The 17,034-nt window shown below is 69.3% G+C and carries 16 protein-coding genes; 5 read left to right on the top strand and 11 right to left on the bottom strand.

From position 1 onward, the window contains the following. Positions 1 to 25: 25 nt before the first annotated feature. The 4 genes from BARAN1_RS04380 to gltX are packed head-to-tail and all read right to left on the bottom strand — an operon-like array spanning position 26 to position 4,923. Entirely contained in the window at positions 26 to 790 is a 765-nt protein-coding gene (locus tag BARAN1_RS04380) for an undecaprenyl-diphosphate phosphatase (protein WP_122031247.1), read from the bottom strand. Then, complete coding sequence (locus BARAN1_RS04375; protein ID WP_122031245.1) at positions 729 to 1,559, bottom strand: 4Fe-4S binding protein; 831 nt, start codon at positions 1,557 to 1,559, stop codon at positions 729 to 731. Before BARAN1_RS04375 ends, BARAN1_RS04380 begins: the two co-directional genes overlap by 62 nt. Next, positions 1,556 to 3,625, bottom strand: coding sequence for a redoxin domain-containing protein (locus tag BARAN1_RS04370; protein ID WP_157959467.1), 2,070 nt, complete (start codon positions 3,623 to 3,625; stop codon positions 1,556 to 1,558). The genes BARAN1_RS04375 and BARAN1_RS04370 overlap by 4 nt, the downstream gene beginning before the upstream one ends. Further along, complete coding sequence (gene gltX / locus BARAN1_RS04365; RefSeq protein ID WP_174202507.1) at positions 3,622 to 4,923, bottom strand: glutamate--tRNA ligase; 1,302 nt, start codon at positions 4,921 to 4,923, stop codon at positions 3,622 to 3,624. Before gltX ends, BARAN1_RS04370 begins: the two co-directional genes overlap by 4 nt. A 97-nt stretch (positions 4,924 to 5,020) precedes the next feature. On the opposite strand from gltX, the gene BARAN1_RS04360 reads away from it, so the two are divergent. Genes BARAN1_RS04360 through argF form a run of 3 tightly spaced genes read left to right on the top strand, consistent with a single transcriptional unit; the run spans position 5,021 to position 7,473 of the window. Then, positions 5,021 to 5,284: an Lrp/AsnC ligand binding domain-containing protein gene (locus BARAN1_RS04360; RefSeq protein ID WP_157959466.1), complete on the top strand. Its 264-nt coding sequence runs from the start codon at positions 5,021 to 5,023 to the stop codon at positions 5,282 to 5,284. A gap of 31 nt (positions 5,285 to 5,315) precedes the next feature. Continuing rightward, entirely contained in the window at positions 5,316 to 6,548 is a 1,233-nt protein-coding gene (locus BARAN1_RS04355) for a saccharopine dehydrogenase family protein (protein ID WP_122031235.1), read from the top strand. A gap of 13 nt (positions 6,549 to 6,561) precedes the next feature. Further along, a complete protein-coding gene (gene argF / locus BARAN1_RS04350; RefSeq protein ID WP_122031233.1) occupies positions 6,562 to 7,473 on the top strand; it encodes an ornithine carbamoyltransferase in 912 nt (303 codons plus the stop codon). Positions 7,474 to 7,478: 5 nt separating this feature from the next. Here argF and BARAN1_RS04345 read toward each other — a convergent pair whose 3' ends face one another. Together BARAN1_RS04345 and BARAN1_RS04340 are read right to left on the bottom strand one after the other, a co-directional pair. Continuing rightward, complete coding sequence (locus tag BARAN1_RS04345) at positions 7,479 to 8,315, bottom strand: Fpg/Nei family DNA glycosylase (protein WP_157959465.1); 837 nt, start codon at positions 8,313 to 8,315, stop codon at positions 7,479 to 7,481. Position 8,316: 1 nt separating this feature from the next. Beyond that, positions 8,317 to 8,901, bottom strand: a complete 585-nt coding sequence (locus BARAN1_RS04340) for a T9SS type B sorting domain-containing protein (RefSeq protein ID WP_157959464.1) — start codon at positions 8,899 to 8,901, stop codon at positions 8,317 to 8,319. A 209-nt stretch (positions 8,902 to 9,110) separates the two neighbouring features. Between BARAN1_RS04340 and BARAN1_RS04335 the strand changes: the two genes are divergently transcribed. Beyond that, the gene (locus BARAN1_RS04335) at positions 9,111 to 10,883 is read left to right on the top strand and encodes an ABC transporter ATP-binding protein (protein WP_231944240.1); all 1,773 of its coding nucleotides are present in this window, start codon (positions 9,111 to 9,113) and stop codon (positions 10,881 to 10,883) included. Positions 10,884 to 10,953: 70 nt separating this feature from the next. Here the strand turns inward: BARAN1_RS04335 and BARAN1_RS04330 are convergent, their stop codons facing one another. The 5 genes from BARAN1_RS04330 to thpR are packed head-to-tail and all read right to left on the bottom strand — an operon-like array spanning position 10,954 to position 14,663. After that, positions 10,954 to 12,003, bottom strand: a complete 1,050-nt coding sequence (locus tag BARAN1_RS04330; RefSeq protein ID WP_122031227.1) for a class I SAM-dependent methyltransferase — start codon at positions 12,001 to 12,003, stop codon at positions 10,954 to 10,956. Then, positions 12,000 to 12,194, bottom strand: a complete 195-nt coding sequence (locus tag BARAN1_RS04325) for a WD40 repeat domain-containing protein (RefSeq protein WP_122031224.1) — start codon at positions 12,192 to 12,194, stop codon at positions 12,000 to 12,002. Before BARAN1_RS04325 ends, BARAN1_RS04330 begins: the two co-directional genes overlap by 4 nt. 3 nt (positions 12,195 to 12,197) lie before the next feature. Beyond that, positions 12,198 to 13,664, bottom strand: coding sequence for an RtcB family protein (locus tag BARAN1_RS04320; RefSeq protein ID WP_122031222.1), 1,467 nt, complete (start codon positions 13,662 to 13,664; stop codon positions 12,198 to 12,200). Between the two features lie 10 nt (positions 13,665 to 13,674). Continuing rightward, on the bottom strand, positions 13,675 to 14,097 hold the full coding sequence (locus BARAN1_RS04315) for an archease (RefSeq protein ID WP_157959463.1): 423 nt from the start codon (positions 14,095 to 14,097) through the stop codon (positions 13,675 to 13,677). Further along, positions 14,097 to 14,663 (bottom strand): RNA 2',3'-cyclic phosphodiesterase, encoded by a 567-nt coding sequence (gene thpR, locus BARAN1_RS04310; RefSeq protein WP_122031218.1) that lies wholly within the window; start codon positions 14,661 to 14,663, stop codon positions 14,097 to 14,099. Before thpR ends, BARAN1_RS04315 begins: the two co-directional genes overlap by 1 nt. A 58-nt stretch (positions 14,664 to 14,721) precedes the next feature. Between thpR and BARAN1_RS04305 the strand changes: the two genes are divergently transcribed. After that, a complete protein-coding gene (locus BARAN1_RS04305; protein WP_122031215.1) occupies positions 14,722 to 17,022 on the top strand; it encodes a CDC48 family AAA ATPase in 2,301 nt (766 codons plus the stop codon). The last annotated feature ends 12 nt before the right edge of the window (positions 17,023 to 17,034 follow it).

Below are 17,034 nucleotides of genomic sequence, written 5' to 3'. Positions count from 1 at the left end.
CATAGGTCCAGCCGTGGGCGGTCAATCATCCCATCACGAGCGCCGCCCCTCCCAGGACCGCGCAGTAGAGGGCGAACGGCCACAGTACGCCGGACCGGACGATGTGCAGGAAGGCGCGGATCGTGATCAGCCCGCTCCCCAACGCGCAGCCCATGGCCACAGCGAGGCCGATCCAATCCAGGCCGGGTTCGGTCATCGCCCCGAGGAGGGCAAACAGGCTCCCGCCGGCGACCGCCGGGATTGCGAGGAGGAACGAGAACCGCGCCGCCACGGTCGGCCGGAGGCCGAGCCCGATCCCCATCGTCAGCGTGGACCCGGACCGGGAGATCCCGGGGAGGAGGGCCACCGCCTGGGCCACCCCCACGGCGAGGGCATCGCGCAGCCGCACCCTCTCCCGCGCGGCTCGTCCCGCGCACCGGTCGCCGAGGAGAAGGGCGAGCGCCGTCACGAGGAGCATCCCTCCCACGAGCGATGGGGAGGCAAACGCCCGCTCGATCGGTCCGCGGGCGAGGAGGCCCACCACGGCCACCGGCAGCGTGCCGAGGGCGAGGTACCCGATGTACCGCTGTTCCTCCCCCCGCTGGCCCGCCCGGACCACGAGGTGGGTGAGGTCGCGGCGGAAGTGGAGGAGGAGAGCGAGGAGGGTCCCGAGGTGGACGGCCGCTTCGAGGGCCGCCCCCGGCGCGTCTACCCCCAGGGCTGCCTGGGCGAGGACGAGGTGCCCGGAGCTACTGACGGGGAGGAACTCCGTCAGCCCTTGGAGGAGACCCAGCAGAGCGTAGCGGATCACGGCCCCTCGCCCCCGGTAGGGAGAACCCGATGGAGAGCGCCGTGGTTGGGCACGACCCCACGCACTCCCCGCACTTGATGCAGTCCGCGGAGTTGATCTTCCGGTGGGGTTCGATCCCCATTGGACAGGAGCGGGTGCACAGGCCGCACTCCGTGCACCGCTCGCCGCGGAGCCGCAGGCCAAAGAAGCTCACCCGATTGAACAACGAGAGGAGCCCCCCCATCGGACAGAGGTAGCGACACCAGAACCGGGAGACGAGGACCATCCCCCCCACCACCGCGGCCAGGGTCGCCATGTGGAGGAGGAACGGCGCGTTCACCTCGGCCACGCCGAGCCCGAGGTAGGGGAGGGAGGCGGTGAGCGATCCCGCAGGGCACAGCTTGCAGAACCACGTATCGGCGAGGCGCCACGCGGCCACGCCCGTCCCCACCAGGACGAGGAGTTTCAGGGGCGACAGGGCCCGCACGAAGCGGACCTTGCGGAACGAGAGGAGGTCGTTCACCGTCCCGAACGGACAGAACCAGCCGCACCAGCCGCGGCCGAGGAGGAGCCCATAGGCGGCGACCGCCCCCAGGAAGTAGAATGGGACCGTCCCGGAGATGATGAGGTTCTGCATGAGCCCGATCGGGCACACGGTGATCGCGAGTGGACACGCGTAACAGTGGAGTCCGGGGAAGATGAGGTGCGTCATCCCGATCCCGGTGGCGCCGAAGATACCGAGGAGGATCCCCAGGGATTGGGTCCCCCGGCGGACGGTGCGCAGTGTCACCGGATCTCCCCGAGGGCCGCGAGGATCCGCGCCGAAAGGTCACTCGTCCCGAACAGGACCCGTCCCGTTTCCGCGACGAGGATCGCCGGGACGACGACCTTCCCCGCTGCGGCGACCCCGGCCGCCTCAGCGCGTGCCCTATCCTGATCAGCGTCCACAAGCTCATAGCTGATCCGCGGGTTGGCCCGTGCCACCTCGGCGACGAGGGCTTGGACATAGGGACACGATCGGCACCACGGGGTGTGGAACACGACGAGGTGCGCGGATCCCCGGAACGCGGCGAACGCCTCCCGCTCCGCGGGGGAGAGGGTCGGCGCCTCGGTGCGGACCTCCTCGATCCCCACGCACGCCGTGCAGAGGACGCTTCCGATCCGCCTCGCTTGGGTCGCCTGCCCGCGGAGGATCCCCACGGCGAGGCTCGCCCCGGCCACGCCGACCAACAATAGCGCGACGACGAACAGCCCGCGGCCCCGCAGCACCACCGCCAGGATCAACCCCACCCCGAGGGCGATGAGGATCCACCCCACGGGGATCCCGGACGGCTGCCGTGCGGGCTCCCCGAGCGCGAACGCGACGCCCACCGCGTCCTCGATTTGGAAGCAGGAATCGCCGATGCAGTAGTGGTACACAACCGCCACCGAGCAAGACTGCGACTCGGCGGGGGGCGCGACCGCAAGCTCGGCCACCCGCTCCCCGAACGCGGGGATCGTCCCCACCTCCAGTTCGACCTGGGTCGGGAGCCCCTGGACGGAGACCTTCACTTCCTCCGCGTCGTAAGGGGCGGTGTTGACGAGTTTCACGGCGAGGACCTGCGGCTCACCCGCGGCGAGGCTGACCTCGGGCGGGACCACGATCTCCAGGATCGGGACGGGCGGGCCGGACGCGATCGGAGCAGGCGCCATCTCCGGCTCGGGCGTGGCCGCGGCGAGGAGTTCGGTCAGCTTCTCCGCGAGCTCCTCCCCGTGGAGGTCGCGGTAGCGGATGATCCCGTCCCGGTCGAGGAGGTAGGATGTGGGGATTTGGTAGACCCGATAGAGCTGGGCGAGCGAGTTGTCCCAGCTGCGGCCCTCGAACGCCACCGGCCACGGGATCCGTTCGCTATCGAGCACGGTGCGGAGCTCCTGCTCGCTCGTGTCCAGGCTGAGCCCGATGATCTCGAACCCCGCGTCGTGGTACGCCGCGTACAGCTCGCGGAGATGGGGGAGTTCGGCCATGCACGGCCCGCACCACGTGGCCCAGAAGTCCACGAGGACGATGTTCCCCCGCAGGTCAGACAGGGCCACCGGATCGCCATCGGGGAACGCGGTGAAACGCACCTCGGGGGCGGGGAAGCCGGGGATGAGGGGCGGCTTGGGCGAGACGTAGCCGGTGGGGGTGAGCGTCACCGACGCACCGCCGGGGTGGATCTGGGAGAGGCGGTAGCTCTCCTTCCCCACGGTGAACGCCTCGGTGAGGGCGAACCGCTCGTGGCCGTCGGGATCGCCGTGGATGATCCCGTCCCTGTCCACGTCCACCGCGTAGAAGTCCCCCTTCGTCCCGTAGGTTCCGTCGAGGTCGCCATCGACGAGCACGAACGCGACGCGGGCCCCGTCCACCCCGAGCTCGCCGTGACGGGGGGCCCCGCCGAGGAGGTAGACGTACCCGCGCCCCGCGGGCCATAGGACGGTGAGCGGGTAAGGGAAGGGCTCTCCCCCGGCAGGGGTGGCCTGAAGTTCGGATCCCCATTCCACGTACTCGGGGGCGCGGGCGCCGGCGACGAGCTCGTCGCCGGAGATCACCTGATCCCGGTTCCTATCCACCCACAGGTCGGCCTGCCCATCGGCCCGTACCCCGAGGAGGAACGGGTAGTGCGCGGTGCCCAGCGTGACCTCTCCCCACTGCGCGAGGGCGAGGGGGGGACCATCGAACCGCACCGCCTGGGCCGGGGTGGCCTTCAGGCGCAGGGGGATGAGCGGTTGTGCCCAGTCGCCCGCGATCCCCTCCGGGGCCGGAGCGAGGCGCACTTCCTCCCCCAGGGCGAGGCCCCAGGCGCTCCACAACACAAGAGCGGCCAGAACAACCCTCACGATCGGTCCTCCTGCGCGGCGGCCTCCACCCGGGCTGCGACGATCTCCGGGCCCGCCACCGCCAGCACGTCGAACAGCCCCGGTCCGACCCGCGACCCCGTCACCGCGACACGGACCGCGGGGGCGAGGGTCTTCAACGGGAGGCCCCGCTCGTCCGCCACCTGTCGCAGCGCGGTCTCGAACCCGTGGGCCGTCGGGTCGTCCAACTCCCCCACCCGCACCGCCAGGATGCGCAGTGCGGCCCTCACATCGGAAGTGAACAGGTCCAGAGCGTCGTCGGGGAGGGGGATCGGGCCAGGGAGGTACGGCCGGGCGCGATCCGCCATCTCCACGAGGGTCTTCCCCCGTTCGCGGAGGAGCACCGCGGCCCGGGCAAGCTTGTCCCTCCCCGCTGCCTCGACCGTGGCCCGATCCGCCACCCCCCGCCCCACGATCCGGTCCGCGAGGAGGTCCCCCAGCCGGTGGGGATCGAGGCGCCGCAGCCACTCATGGTTGAGCCAGAGGAGCTTTTCCTCGTCGAACACCGCCGCCGACGTGTTGACCCCGGGGAGGTCGAACAGGGCCACGAGCTCGTCGCGCGTGAACACCTCCTGGTCCCCATGGGACCATCCCAGGCGGGCGAGGAAGTTCACGAGCGCCTCGGGGAGGATCCCCCGCTGGTCGTAGTCGAGGACCGACCCCGCCCCGTGGCGCTTGGAGAGCTTCGTCCGATCCGGGCCGAGGATGAGCGGGACGTGGGCGAACGCTGGGGGGGTCCACCCCAGCGCCTCGTAGATGAGGAGCTGTTTGGGGGTGTTGTTGAGGTGCTCCGCCCCCCGGATGACATGGGTGATCCCCATGTCGTGGTCATCCACCACGCACGCGAAGTTGTAGGTTGGGGTGGCATCGGAGCGGAGGATGACGAGGTCCTTGAGCTCCGTGTGCTGCACCGTCACGTCGCCGGCGAGGAGGTCATGGACGGTCGTCGCCCCGTCCCTGGGGATCCTAAACCATAGCGCGCCGTCCTTTTCGTAGGCCGCCCCCCGGCGTGTGAGCTCGGCGGCAACCTCGCGGTGCCGATCGAAGCGGTCCGTCTGGCGGTACACTTCGTCCCAATCCAATCCCAGCCAGCGCAGGGAGGCGAAGATCTGCTCGATCGCCTCGTCGGTGGAGCGGGTGCGGTCCGTGTCCTCGATGCGGAGGATGAACGTCCCCTTGTGGTGCCGAGCATAGAGCCAGTTGAACAGGGCGGTCCGTCCCCCCCCCACGTGGAGGTATCCGGTGGGGCTGGGAGCGAACCGCACGCGCACGGGATCCATGGGCCGCATTCTACCGCCCGCCTCCGGGGGTCCCAAGGACCTTTGCCTCCTCTGCCGCGGCCGGCTACCATCTGGACCGGAAAGAAGGGGGTCATTGATGGCAGTTGCAGCATACGTCCTCGTCCGCTGTCGCGGGGCGACAGAGGGGAAGATCGCGGAGATCCTCCGCACCAAGCCGCACGTGAAGCGGGTGGATACCGTGTTCGGCGATTACGACATCATCGCCTACCTCGAGTTCGAGGAGCTCCCCGCGAGTTTCTCCGTGGCGGAGCTCCACAACATCGTGACCGAGGAGATCCGCAAGGTGGAGGGCGTGTCCTCGACGAGCACCCACATCGTGACGAAGAAGTTCACCGACTAGTGTGCGATCCGTACAAAGGATGTGAACGAGCATGAAGATCCTCGTCTTCGGGGGAACAGGGAAGATCGGAGCGGCGGTGGCCTGGGATCTGGTGCGGGAGGACAGTGTAGAGGCCGTGGGCCTCGTCTCCCGGTCGCCGGATGCCCTCCAGCGGACGAAACAGTGGATCGGGAGCGAGAAGGTCGTGCTCCATCCCGGCGATGTGGCGGGCGGGGGCGTGAGGAAGGTCCTCGCTGACTACGACGTGGTGGTGAATGCCCTCCCCGATCGCCGCACGAGCTACCGGGCGGCCCACCAGGCCATCGAACACGGGGTGCACGTTGTGGACATGCTCGAGGAGTACCATCGCCGGCCAGACCCCTACGAGACGGAGGGGCTCGAACTCCCCCCCGGCATGACGGCCGAGGAGTACGGGGAGTGGCTCCACGAACAGGCCCTCCGCAACGAGGTCACGTTCTTGGACGGGATCGGGTTCGCGCCCGGGATCTCCAACATCACCGTTGGGGAGGGGATCCGCAAGCTGGACCGGGCCCGGTCGGCAGTGGCGCGGGTGGGGGGGATCCCGGAGAAGGCGGCCGCGGCCCGTCATCCCCTGCGGTACATGGTGACGTGGGCGTTCGACCACGTGCTGCGCGAGTACATGATCAAGGTCCAGGTGAAGAAAAACGGGCGGGTGGTGGAGGTCGACGCCCTCACCGACCGGGAGACGTTCCCGTTCCGCCAGTTCGGAGTGAACGAGACCCTGGAGTGCGCGATCACCCCCGGGATGCCCTCCTTCATCTATACCCGGCCGGAGCTCGGGGACTTCGCGGAGAAAACGATCCGCTGGCCGGGCCACTACGCGGCGGTGGACGTGCTGCGGGAGTGCGGACTGCTCGACCTCGACCCGGTCCGCCTCGATGGGATGGCGGTCGTCCCGCGGGAGTTCCTGGCGCGGCTGCTCACCCCGCGGCTCCAACCGAGACCAGGCGAGCGGGACGTATGCGTGATGTGGAACACGGTCCTGGGAACGAAGGCCGGCCGGCAGGCCCGGGTGGACTACTACCTGTGGGACGAGGCGGACCCCGTGACGGGGATCTCGTCCATGGCCCGCGTCACCGGGTTCGCAGCCGCGATCGGCGCCCGCTTCGTGGGGGCAGGGAAGATCCGGGGGCGGGGGATCGTGCCCCCGGAGGACGCGATCACGAGTGAGCTCTACCCAGAGTTCATCGCCGACCTCGCCCGGCGGGGGATCGCCGTGCGGGAAGTGGAGTCGTCTTCGTGAGAGGGGGTAGGCCGTGAACCGGCATTTCCTGCGCCTCGCTGACTGGTCGGCTCCCGAACTGCGGGAAGCCCTCGATCTCGCGCGGCACCTCAAGCGGGAACATCGGGCGGGGATCTCGCACCGCGACGTGCTCCCGGGGAAGACCCTCGCCATGGTCTTCCAAAAACCATCCCTCCGGACGCGCGTCTCGTTCGAGGTCGGGATGACCCACCTCGGCGGACACGCCCTCTACCTTGGGCCCGAGGACATCAAGCTTGGGAAGAGGGAGACGACGGAGGACATCGCCCTCAACCTCTCCCGGTACGCCGATGGGATCATGGCGCGGGTGTTCGGCCACGACATTGTGGAGGAGCTGGCGCGCTACGCCACGGTCCCTGTGATCAACGGGTTATCCGACCTTCATCACCCGTGCCAAGCCCTGGGGGACATGCTCACCGTCTGCGAGAAGGTGGGATCGCTACCGGGCCTGACCCTGGCGTTCATCGGTGACGGGAACAACGTCGCCCACTCGCTCCTCGAGGCGTCGGCCGCGTTCGGGCTGCAGTTCCGGATCGCCTGTCCCGTGGGGCACGAGCCCAACGCGGACATTGTCCAGGCCGCGCGGAGCGGTGGGGCGACGGTGGACATCGTCCACGACCCGCGGGAAGCGGCGCGGGGCGCGGACATCCTGTACACCGACGTCTGGGCGAGCATGGGCCAGGAGGACGAAGCCGAGGCCCGCCGGAGGACATTCCGCGGGTTCACGATCGACCTCGACCTCCTGGCGCTGGCGAACCGGGGCTGCCTCGTCATGCACTGCCTCCCGGCCCACTATGGGGAGGAGATCACCTACGAGGCCTCCCGGAGCGAGAATTCAGTCCTGTTCGATCAGGCCGAGAACCGCCTCCACGCCCAGAAGGCGATCCTCGTCCTCCTCCTCTCCTGATGGTCTCACCCGCGACGGAGCGGAGGGGCGACGCGTGGGCCCTGGCAGCGTGGGCAGTAGTTGGTCCGGGCGTCCTCGAACAGGATCTCCGCGATCGGGGTCCCGCACTCCCGACACGGGTCGCCCTTCTTTCCGTGCACGAAGAGGAAGTCGCGCACCTCACGATCGAACAGTACGTCCCCCACCCGCGCCCGGATCTCGCGGATCGCCCAGCGCAGGGCCTCCCCGATCGCGTGCCACAGACGGTCGAGCTCGTCCTCCGTCAGGGTATGGGTGTAGCGGACCGGGGATAGCCGAGCCCGGAACAGGATCTCGTCCGCGTAGGCGTTCCCGATCCCGGCGATCAGCGACTGGTCCGTGAGGAACCGCTTCAGAGGCCGGCGCTTCCCCGCGATGAGGTGGCGCAGGACCTCCGGGGTGAACTCAGCGGACAGGGGCTCCACGCCGAGGCCCCGCAACGGCTCAGCGGTCTTCGGATCGGGAACCACCCACGCCGCCGCCAGGTACGGCGACCGCGCCTCGATAAGGCGGAGATCGGACCCATCGTCGAACATCAGCCGGAGCTGGGTCGCCGTGGTCGGCGTGTACCCATGCGGACCGTGCCACAGCCATCCCCAGCGCATGAGGTGAACGAGGAGGTGAGCCTCCGGCCCAAACGAGAAGAGGAGGTACTTTCCCCGCCGCCCGATCGCGTGGAGTTCCTTCCTTACGAGGAGGGATACACTTCCCTCCCCGGTGCGGAGGAGATCGGGACGGTTGACCTCCACCCCCCGGACCGCCTGCCCCACGATCCGGGGGGAGAGGATGTCCCGCACGACCTCCAGATCCGGGAGCTCCGGCAACTCACTTCCCGATGCCGAGGAAGAACAGGAACGGGAGGCAGCCGCACGGGCCGCAACACGGATCGCCACACGTGGTGCAGGTTGGGGCCCGCGATACCTTGAGGTACGGATCACAGAGTGAGATCCCGCACGGCCTAGAGAGCGGTGTGCAGAGGAAGAAGCAGCAATCGCTCTGCTTCTCGTCGATTTTCACGTAGGTCTGCACCACCTTGTCCGTGGTTGTGACCGTGATCGTGTAGAACCCCGGTGCGACCTGGACCCCGGCGAGATCCTTCTGGTCCCACACGATCTGCGTGTCCGCGCTCACCGGAGCGGGGTAGGTGTACTGGTACACGACCCCCCCGCTGAACGCCTCCACCGACCACCCCGTGATCATCGTCGTCGTCCCACAGCAGCAACAGCAGAACAGGCCCCACGGGATGACCAGCTCCACCAAGAGCGGCTCCCCGACCCAGAACGTGGTGTAACAGGGTGGTTCCGGGGGGGGAGGGGGACAGCACGGGGGCGGAGGGCAGCACACCTGTCCTAGCGCCAGACCTCCCCCGAGCAGCACGATCGCCAGTGTCGAGAGAATTGCCCGCTTCATCATGCTACCACCTCCGCCGCATTCTACACCGTCGGGGCACCCGCGGTTTCACCGTGCCGCGGGGGGGCCCGGGCCGTGGAGGGGCAAGGGCGGGGGTAGAACACCGCATCGCGCACCGGACGCGAGGGACTGCGGGCCCAGGCGGACGCGGGTACAATGCGGCCTGGTTCGCCAGGGGGATGCCCCTGACGTTCCCGTGAGGAGGGGCGGTGAAGGGACTGGCCTGGGTCTTCCAGTACGCAAAGCGGTACCGGCTTTCGCTTGTGCTGACCGTGGCGAGCATGCTCGTCCTGGTCGGGGTCCAGCTCGTTGCCCCGTGGATCGTGCGGACGATGGTTGCCGCGGTCACGGATCCGGGGGCGGGTCCGGAGGCGCTCACCCTCGTGGCGCGGCTCGCCCTGCTCGCCCTCGCCGTGTACATCCTGCGCGCCCTGATGCAGTTCACGCGCTCCTACGCTGCCCACGTCGCTGGCTGGCACGTGGTCGCCGACGTGCGCAACGACGTGTACCGCCACCTCCAGCGCCTGTCGCTCCGCTTCTACGAGGACAAACAGACGGGCCAGCTCATGTCGCGGATGGTCAACGACTCCGAGCTCCTTGAGCAGCTCGTCGCCCACGCCATCCCCGACGTGTTCGTCAACGTGCTCATGCTCGCCGGCGTCACAGCTGTCCTCATGAGCATGAGCTGGCAGCTCGCGCTCCTCTCGATGATCCCCATCCCGTTCATCGTGCTCGCGATGCGCGGGTTCGCCCGCTACGTGCGGCCCGCGTTCCGCCAGCGCCAGGTCGCACTGGGGGAACTGAACGCCGCCCTCAACGACAACCTGTCGGGGATCCGCGAGATCCAGGCCTTCACCCGGGAGGAGGCGGAGGCGGACCGCGTGTGGACCCGGATCGTCCGCTATCGGGACTCGCTCCTGCACGCGTTGCGCCTGATGGCCGTATTCCACCCCGCGGTCGAGCTCGCTGCGTCGCTCGGGACAATCGTTCTCATCTACTTTGGCGGGAGGCTCGTCCTGAACCAGACGCTTCCCATCGCGGATCTCGTTGCGTACTTCCTCTACCTGGAGCTCCTCTACCAGCCGGTGCGGGCGCTGAGCAACGTGTGGGAGAGCATCCAACAGTCGGTCGCTGGTGCGGAGCGGGTGGCCGATCTCCTCGAGCAGGAGCCCGACGTGGCCGAGCGTCCAGATGCGATCGAGTTCCCCGGCCGGGCGAAGGGCGCGATCCGGTTCGAGGGAGTGAGCTTCCGCTACAGCGAGGGGGAGATGGTGCTCGAGGACATCAACCTCGACATCGCCCCCGGGTCGGTGGTGGCCCTCGTTGGCCCGACCGGGGTGGGGAAGACGACCATCGTCATGCTCATCCCCCGCTTCTACGACCCGTGTCAGGGGCGGATCACCCTCGACGGCTACGACCTCCGCGACCTCACGCTCGCCAGCCTGCGCCGTCAGGTGAGCCTCGTCCTCCAAGAGGTGTTCCTGTTCCACGGGACGGTGCGGGAGAACATCCTCTTCGGCCGGCCCGACGCTACGGAGGAGGAGATGATCGAGGCGGCCCGCGTCGCCAACGCCCACGACTTCATCGCCGAGCTGCCCCAGGGGTACGACACGATGATCGGCGAGCGGGGGGTGAAGCTATCTGGCGGCCAACGGCAGCGACTCGCGATCGCCCGCGCCGTCCTGAAGGATGCGCCGATCCTCATCCTCGACGAGGCGACCTCGGCGGTGGACACGGAGACGGAGCTCCTCATCCAGGAGGCGTTGGAACGGCTCATGGTGGGGAGGACAACGATCGTCATCGCCCACCGCCTGTCCACCGTACGCCGCGCGGACGAGATCGTCGTGTTGCGGGACGGGCGGATCGTGGAGCGGGGGAATCACGCTGAGCTCATGGCCCACGATGGCCTGTACCGGCGCCTGAACCTCGTCCAGGTCCAGGACGAGATCTCCCAAGCTGCGCTCCGGGAGGGGACGAACTAGCGAGGCGGGTTGCGATCGCCCGGTCCTCACCGAGCGCGTGGACGGAGATCTCCGCGCCCCCCGGCGCGGGTCACGGTTTCCTGGCTACGAGGAAGAACACCGATGTCTTCCCCACGGGAACGGCGGCATAGAGGTGACCGAAGGCGCGGGTGATCCCGTCCATGTGTGGGGCGAGCTCGGCAAGGAGGCCGTCGCGGTGGGCGGGGCCAAAGAAGTCCCGCGCGAGCCAGGTGATGTTCCCATACGCCCGGGTCCCCTCGAACCCTGCCTCGGCGACGAGGGCGATCGTCTCCGCGGGGGAGCGGTGGCGGAGCTCGAAGGACCGCGCCGCGATGAGCTCGTCGCACGACGCCTCGAGGAGGGGGATCCCGAGGACGGGATCGTCGGGGGCCACCGGCCTCAGCCCCGGTTCGGCCGGGGTAGCGCGGAACGTGGGCACGGGCCGCACCTCCTCCGCAGCGGAACGTAGGCCGGGGCTCGCCCGGAACCGGAGTTCGTACTCCACCTCGCGGAGGGGGGCAAGCGAGCGGTGGACGAGCCGGTACACTGCTTGCTCCCCGTCGCTGTACAGCTCAGCCGTCTCCTCGATCGGGCTCCTCAGCTCGGCGGACAGGTCCTCGAACATGGCGGCGAACCGCCCCCCGGATCGGAGGACCCGGAACGCCTCCCGAAGCGCCTGCGCTGGATCGGTGCTCTGTTCGATCGCGCACGCCGCGACGGCGCCGTCGAACGAACCGTCCGGGAACGGGAGCTCCTCAGCGGGTGCGCACGCGACCTCCACATTTTTGAGCCCGAGGCGGACCGCGTTGTCCTGGGCATGGGCGGCCCGGCGGGGGGAGGGATCGAGGGCTACCACCTCCGGCACCCGCCGCGCGAGGGGAAGCGCGGGCCACCCGTCCCCGGTGCCGATGTCGAGCACGCGACGGGCCTCGCCGAGGGCGGCGAGGAACGCCCCGATCTGCGCCTGTTCCACCCAATCGAACGGCTGAGCGGGGTCGGCCGGGCGGTGGACCCCCGGCAGGGGCTCGGCCGCCTGCCGAATCATCCGCTCGTAGCGGAGCGCGGCCGAGGTGCTCGCCTCCACGGGAACGTGGCCCCGGATCCAATCCTCGATCGTCACGGTGCGGTGAGGATCTCGCTCACGTCCCAGAGGTGAACGAGCCCGTTGTCGGACGCGGTCACGATGAGGGACCCATCGGGGGAGAACCCGACCGCGGCAAGCCAGCGGAGGGTGCACGTCGCCACGGGATCGGCGGGCGCGCCGATCGCCCCCAACCCAACTGCGAGCGCGATCCAGAGGGTCCTCTTCATCCCTCACCCCTTGATGCACACAAGCGGCCGGACCTTGGCCACGAGCGCGTTGAGCCCCGCCCCCACCGCCGCTTCCACCACGAGGTCCACGTCCTTGTACGCGCCGGGCGCCTCCTCCGCTGCCCCCGCATAGGAATGAGCGCGGACGGTGATCCCCTGCTTGGCCAGGTCCTGGACGAGCTCCTGGCCCCGCCAGCGCTTCTTGGCCTTGGCGCGGGACATCGCCCGCCCTGCCCCGTGGATCCCGGACCCGAATGCTTTCTCCATCCCCACTTCCGTCCCTCGGAGGATGTAGGAGGCGGTGCCCATCGTCCCTCCTACGAAGATCGGGTGACCCACGGCCCGGTACCGATCTGGGTTCTCCCTCCGTCCGGGGCCGAAGGCGCGCGTGGAGCCCTTGCGGTGAACGAGGAGCGTCCGCTCCTCCCCGTCCACCCGGTGGCGCTCGAACTTGACGTTGTTGTGCCCCACGTCGTACAGGGTGCGGATCGCCCCATGGGGGAGCGAGAACAGGGGGGCGAGGACCTCCCGCACGAGGTGGGCGATGACCTGGCGGTTGGCAAAGGCACAGTTGATCCCCGCGAACACCGCCGCGAGGTACTTCCCCCCCTCGGGGGAGCGGATCGGAGCGCACACGAGCTCCCGCTCCCGGATCGGGATCCCGTACTTGCGGCTCGCCCGCTCCAGCTCGGGGAGCGCGTCCTGTCCGATCTGATGCCCCAGCCCCCGCGAGCCGCAGTGGATCGCGACGAGGATCTGATCCTCTTCCAGACCATAGGCGCGGGCCGCCGCGCGGTCGGCGATCTCCTCCACGTACTGGACCTCGAGGTAGTGGTTCCCCGAGCCCAACGTCCCGATCTGGCGGAACTCCCGCTCCTTGGCCCTCGCGGATACGGCACCGGGATCGGCGCCGTCCATCCGCCCGTTCTCCTCGATGTACATGAGATCCTCGGGAAGCCCGTACCCGCGTTCGAGGGCGAAGGCAGCCCCCTTCTTGAGCACCTCGTCCACCCCGTTCAGGGTGAGGCGGATCTTCCCCTCCGACCCGAGGCCCGCTGGGACGTGGGCGAACAGGGAATCGGCCACTTCCTCCTTCCGGTCCTCGACGTCGGATCGGGAGAGGGGGGTTGTCAGGACCCGTACCCCACAGTTGATGTCGAACCCGACCCCGCCCATCGCCACCACCCCCCCATCGGGGTCGAACGCGCCGACCCCTCCAATGGGGAACCCGTAGCCGGGGTGGATATCGGGCATGGCGATCGAGGCCGTCACGATCCCGGGGAGGCAGGCCACGTTCCTCACCTGGACGAGCGCGTTCCACTCGTGCCCGCCTCCCTCGTCCTCCCCTCCCTCCGTTCCGGAGAGGAGGGGCCGGAGGAGCTCCTCTGAGACGAAGATCCACCCCGGGACCCGCATCTCCCCGGCCCGGGGGAGCTCCCATGCGAAGTCGCCGATCCTCTTCAGCTCCATATTCCCTCCTTTACAGGTCCACGATGCACTGGGCGATGTAGGCATCCCCTCTCTTCGCGACGCGCACGCCGGCGTAGGTGGCTGCCTTCACCTCGACCCCCAACTCGTGCCGCCCGGGGTCCATCCTCTCCCCCCAGGCCCGGCCGACAAGGTGCCACCGGCTGTCCTCCCCCACGATGCACACCGCAAACCGGGAGAAGAGCATGCCCCGCACGTCCCGCTCCCGCAGGAGCTCCCCCAGCCACGCCACGAGGAGCCCTTCCAGGGTATCGCCGTGGGCCTCGATCTCCACCTCCCTCTCCGCGCGAACCTGAGCGAGGTCCGCCATCAGGGAGAACATCCCCCGCGCCGCCTCGGCGAACGCCTCGTCGAGGGTCGCCCCGATCCCCCGCACCCCGGCATCGGCCTCGTGGTCGAGGATCTCGTACGGCATCATCCCCCCAGGGACCACCGCGCGAGCGGGGTGTAGAGGGGGCCCTCGGGCCGGAGCTCAGACGCCATCAAGGTGAGATCGTCCACCCATGCTTGCAGATCAGGGGGAGGGGCCTCCGCGAGCGCGGGGGCGAGGTCCTGCGGGACCCGCAGCCGGGCCAGGGTCACGTGGGGATGGGCCGGCCTCCTTTCCGGCGGGAACCCGAGCGCCTGCACCCCTTCCTCAATCCGGTGGGCGAGGGCCGCGAAGGGGGCACTGTCCACAGTCGGCCCGGCCCACAACACGCGGGCCCGGGACGGGCTCGGGAACGCCCCGAACCGGTCGAAGCGTAGCTCGAACGGCGTAAGCTGGGAAGAAGCCTCCGCTCCGAGCTCCTCCAGGGGTGGGACGAGGTCCTCCCCCACTTCCCCCAGGAACCGGAGCGTGACGTGGAGATTTTCCGGCGCAACCCATGTCCCGGCTCGGATCCTAGCCTGAAGCGAGCGGGCGCTCCGGGCGATGCCCGCCCGCACATCATCTCCCAGTTCCACGCAGTAGAACAGGCGCACGCTGACGATTATAGCCATCCCTATGGTCGAGCCGGCGGCGCCACGCTACCATTCGTCGGGTGAACCACGGATACCGATGACACCGAAGGAAGAACAGGTTGAACTGAAACTGAAGGTGGCCGAGGCCCACCAGCCGGATGTGGGACGGGGGATCGCCCGCCTCACCGCCGAACACATCGCGGCACTCGGGATCTCGCCGGGCGAGCCGATCGAGCTCGAAGGGGCCCGCGTCACGGGGGCCATCGCCGCCGTCGCTTACCAGGCCGATGCCGGGCTCGACATCGTGCGCATCGATGGCCTCATCCGGGCCAACGCGGGCGTCGGCGTGGGGGAGACGGTGCAGATACGGAAAGCGAAGTGGAAACCCGCCACCCAGGTGACCCTCGCCCCAGCGCGGAAGGGGCTTCACCTCGTGGCTCCCCCGGACAGCCTGCGGGCCGTCCTCGTCGGCCGCGTCGTGCGCACGGGGGATGTCGTGTCCACCGCGGCCCGGCCTGAGGGGAGCCCGTTCGGGGGCGACCTCCTGTTCGAGCGCATCTTCCGGGAGTTCACGCAGCAGATGGGGCCGGCCTTCGGCCTGGGGGAGATCCACCTCAAGGTGGTCAGCACCCAGCCTGGCGGCCTCGTCCGCATCACCCCCGACACGGGGATCGAGCTTCTCCCCGAGCACGTCGAGGTGGCGGAGCGCGGCCGGGACGTCCCGGAGGTGGCCTATGAGGACATCGGCGGCCTGCGCGACGTGATCCAGAAGATCCGGGAGATGGTGGAGCTCCCCCTCAAGAAGCCTGAGCTGTTCGATCGCCTGGGGATCGAGCCGCCGCGGGGGGTCCTCCTCCACGGCCCGCCGGGGACGGGGAAGACGCTGCTCGCCAAGGCGGTGGCCACGGAGACCGATGCCCACTTCATCGCCATCTCCGGGCCCGAGATCATGTCCCGCTTCTACGGGGAGTCGGAGGGGCGGCTGCGAGAGATCTTCGAGCAGGCGGAGAAGAACGCCCCCGCGATCATCTTCATTGATGAACTGGACTCGATTGCCCCGCGACGAGCCGAGGTGACGGGCGAGGTCGAGCGGCGGGTGGTGGCCCAGCTCCTCACCCTCATGGATGGGCTCCGGCAGCGGCGGAACGTGATTGTGATCGCGGCCACGAACCGCGTGGAGGCGATCGACCCTGCCCTGCGCCGCCCGGGGAGGTTTGACCGCGAGATCGAGGTCCGGGTCCCGGATCGGGACGGCCGCAAGGAGATTCTGATGGTCCACACGCGGGGGATGCCCCTCGCTCCCGATGTGGATCTGGACAGGCTCGCCGGCCTCACCCATGGGTTCGTCGGTTCCGACATCGCGGCGCTCGCTCGCGAGGCCGCGATGAACGTGTTGAGGAAGCTCCTTCCCAAGATCAACCTCGACGAGGCGGGGATCCCCCCCGAGGTGGCCGACGAGCTCGTGGTGCGGTGGGAGGATTTCGATCGTGCCCTGAAGGAGGTTCGCCCCTCGGCGATGCGGGAGGTGATGGTGGAGGTACCGACCGTGACGTGGGCCGACATCGGGGGGCTGGAGGAGGTCCAGCAGCTCCTGCGGGAGGCGGTGGAGCTCCCCCTCACCACCCCCGAGGCGTTCCGGCGGCTGGGGATCACGCCGCCGAAGGGGATCCTCCTCTATGGTCCGCCGGGGACGGGGAAGACGATCCTCGCCAAGGCGGTGGCCAGCGAGTCCCAGGCCAACTTCATCACCGCCAAGGGCTCCGAGCTCCTCTCCAAGTGGTATGGGGAGAGCGAGCAGAGGATCGCCGAGGTGTTCCGCCGCGCCCGGCAGGTCGCGCCGGCGGTGGTGTTCCTCGACGAGCTGGATGCCCTCGTCCCCCGCCGGGGGTCCGCCCTCGGCGAGCCCCACGCCACGGAGCGGATCGTGAACCAGATGCTCGCTGAGATGGACGGGTTGGAGGAGCTGCGGGGGGTGGTGGTGATCGGGGCCACGAACCGACCTGACCTCGTGGACCCCGCCCTGCTCCGCCCCGGGAGGTTCGACGAGCTCATCTACGTCCCCGTCCCCGATCAGGGAGCGCGGCTCGCGATCTTCCGCATCCACACGCGGACAATGCCGCTCGGCCCCGACGTGGACCTGGAGAAGCTCGCCGCGGCCACCGCCGGCTACACGGGGGCCGACATCGCCGAAGTGTGCCGCAAGGCGGGTCGGATCGCCCTGCGCGAGGCCCTCACCGCGCGCGAGGTCACGATGCTCCACTTCGAGCAGGCGCTCGCGAAAACGCCGCGCTCGGTGACCCCGGACCTGGAGGAGCAGTACAAGCGGCTGGCCAAGAACCTGCGCGGGGCGGTGCGCCGGATCGGGCTCATCCCGGAGGGAGAGGAGACAGGGGCGTGACGCGCTCCCGTA

It is taken from the genome of Candidatus Bipolaricaulis anaerobius (assembly GCF_900465355.1).
Classification (GTDB): domain Bacteria; phylum Bipolaricaulota; class Bipolaricaulia; order Bipolaricaulales; family Bipolaricaulaceae; genus Bipolaricaulis; species Bipolaricaulis anaerobius.
Note: the sequence above shows the minus strand (reverse complement) of the source record. Positions and strands in the feature narration are given on the sequence as shown.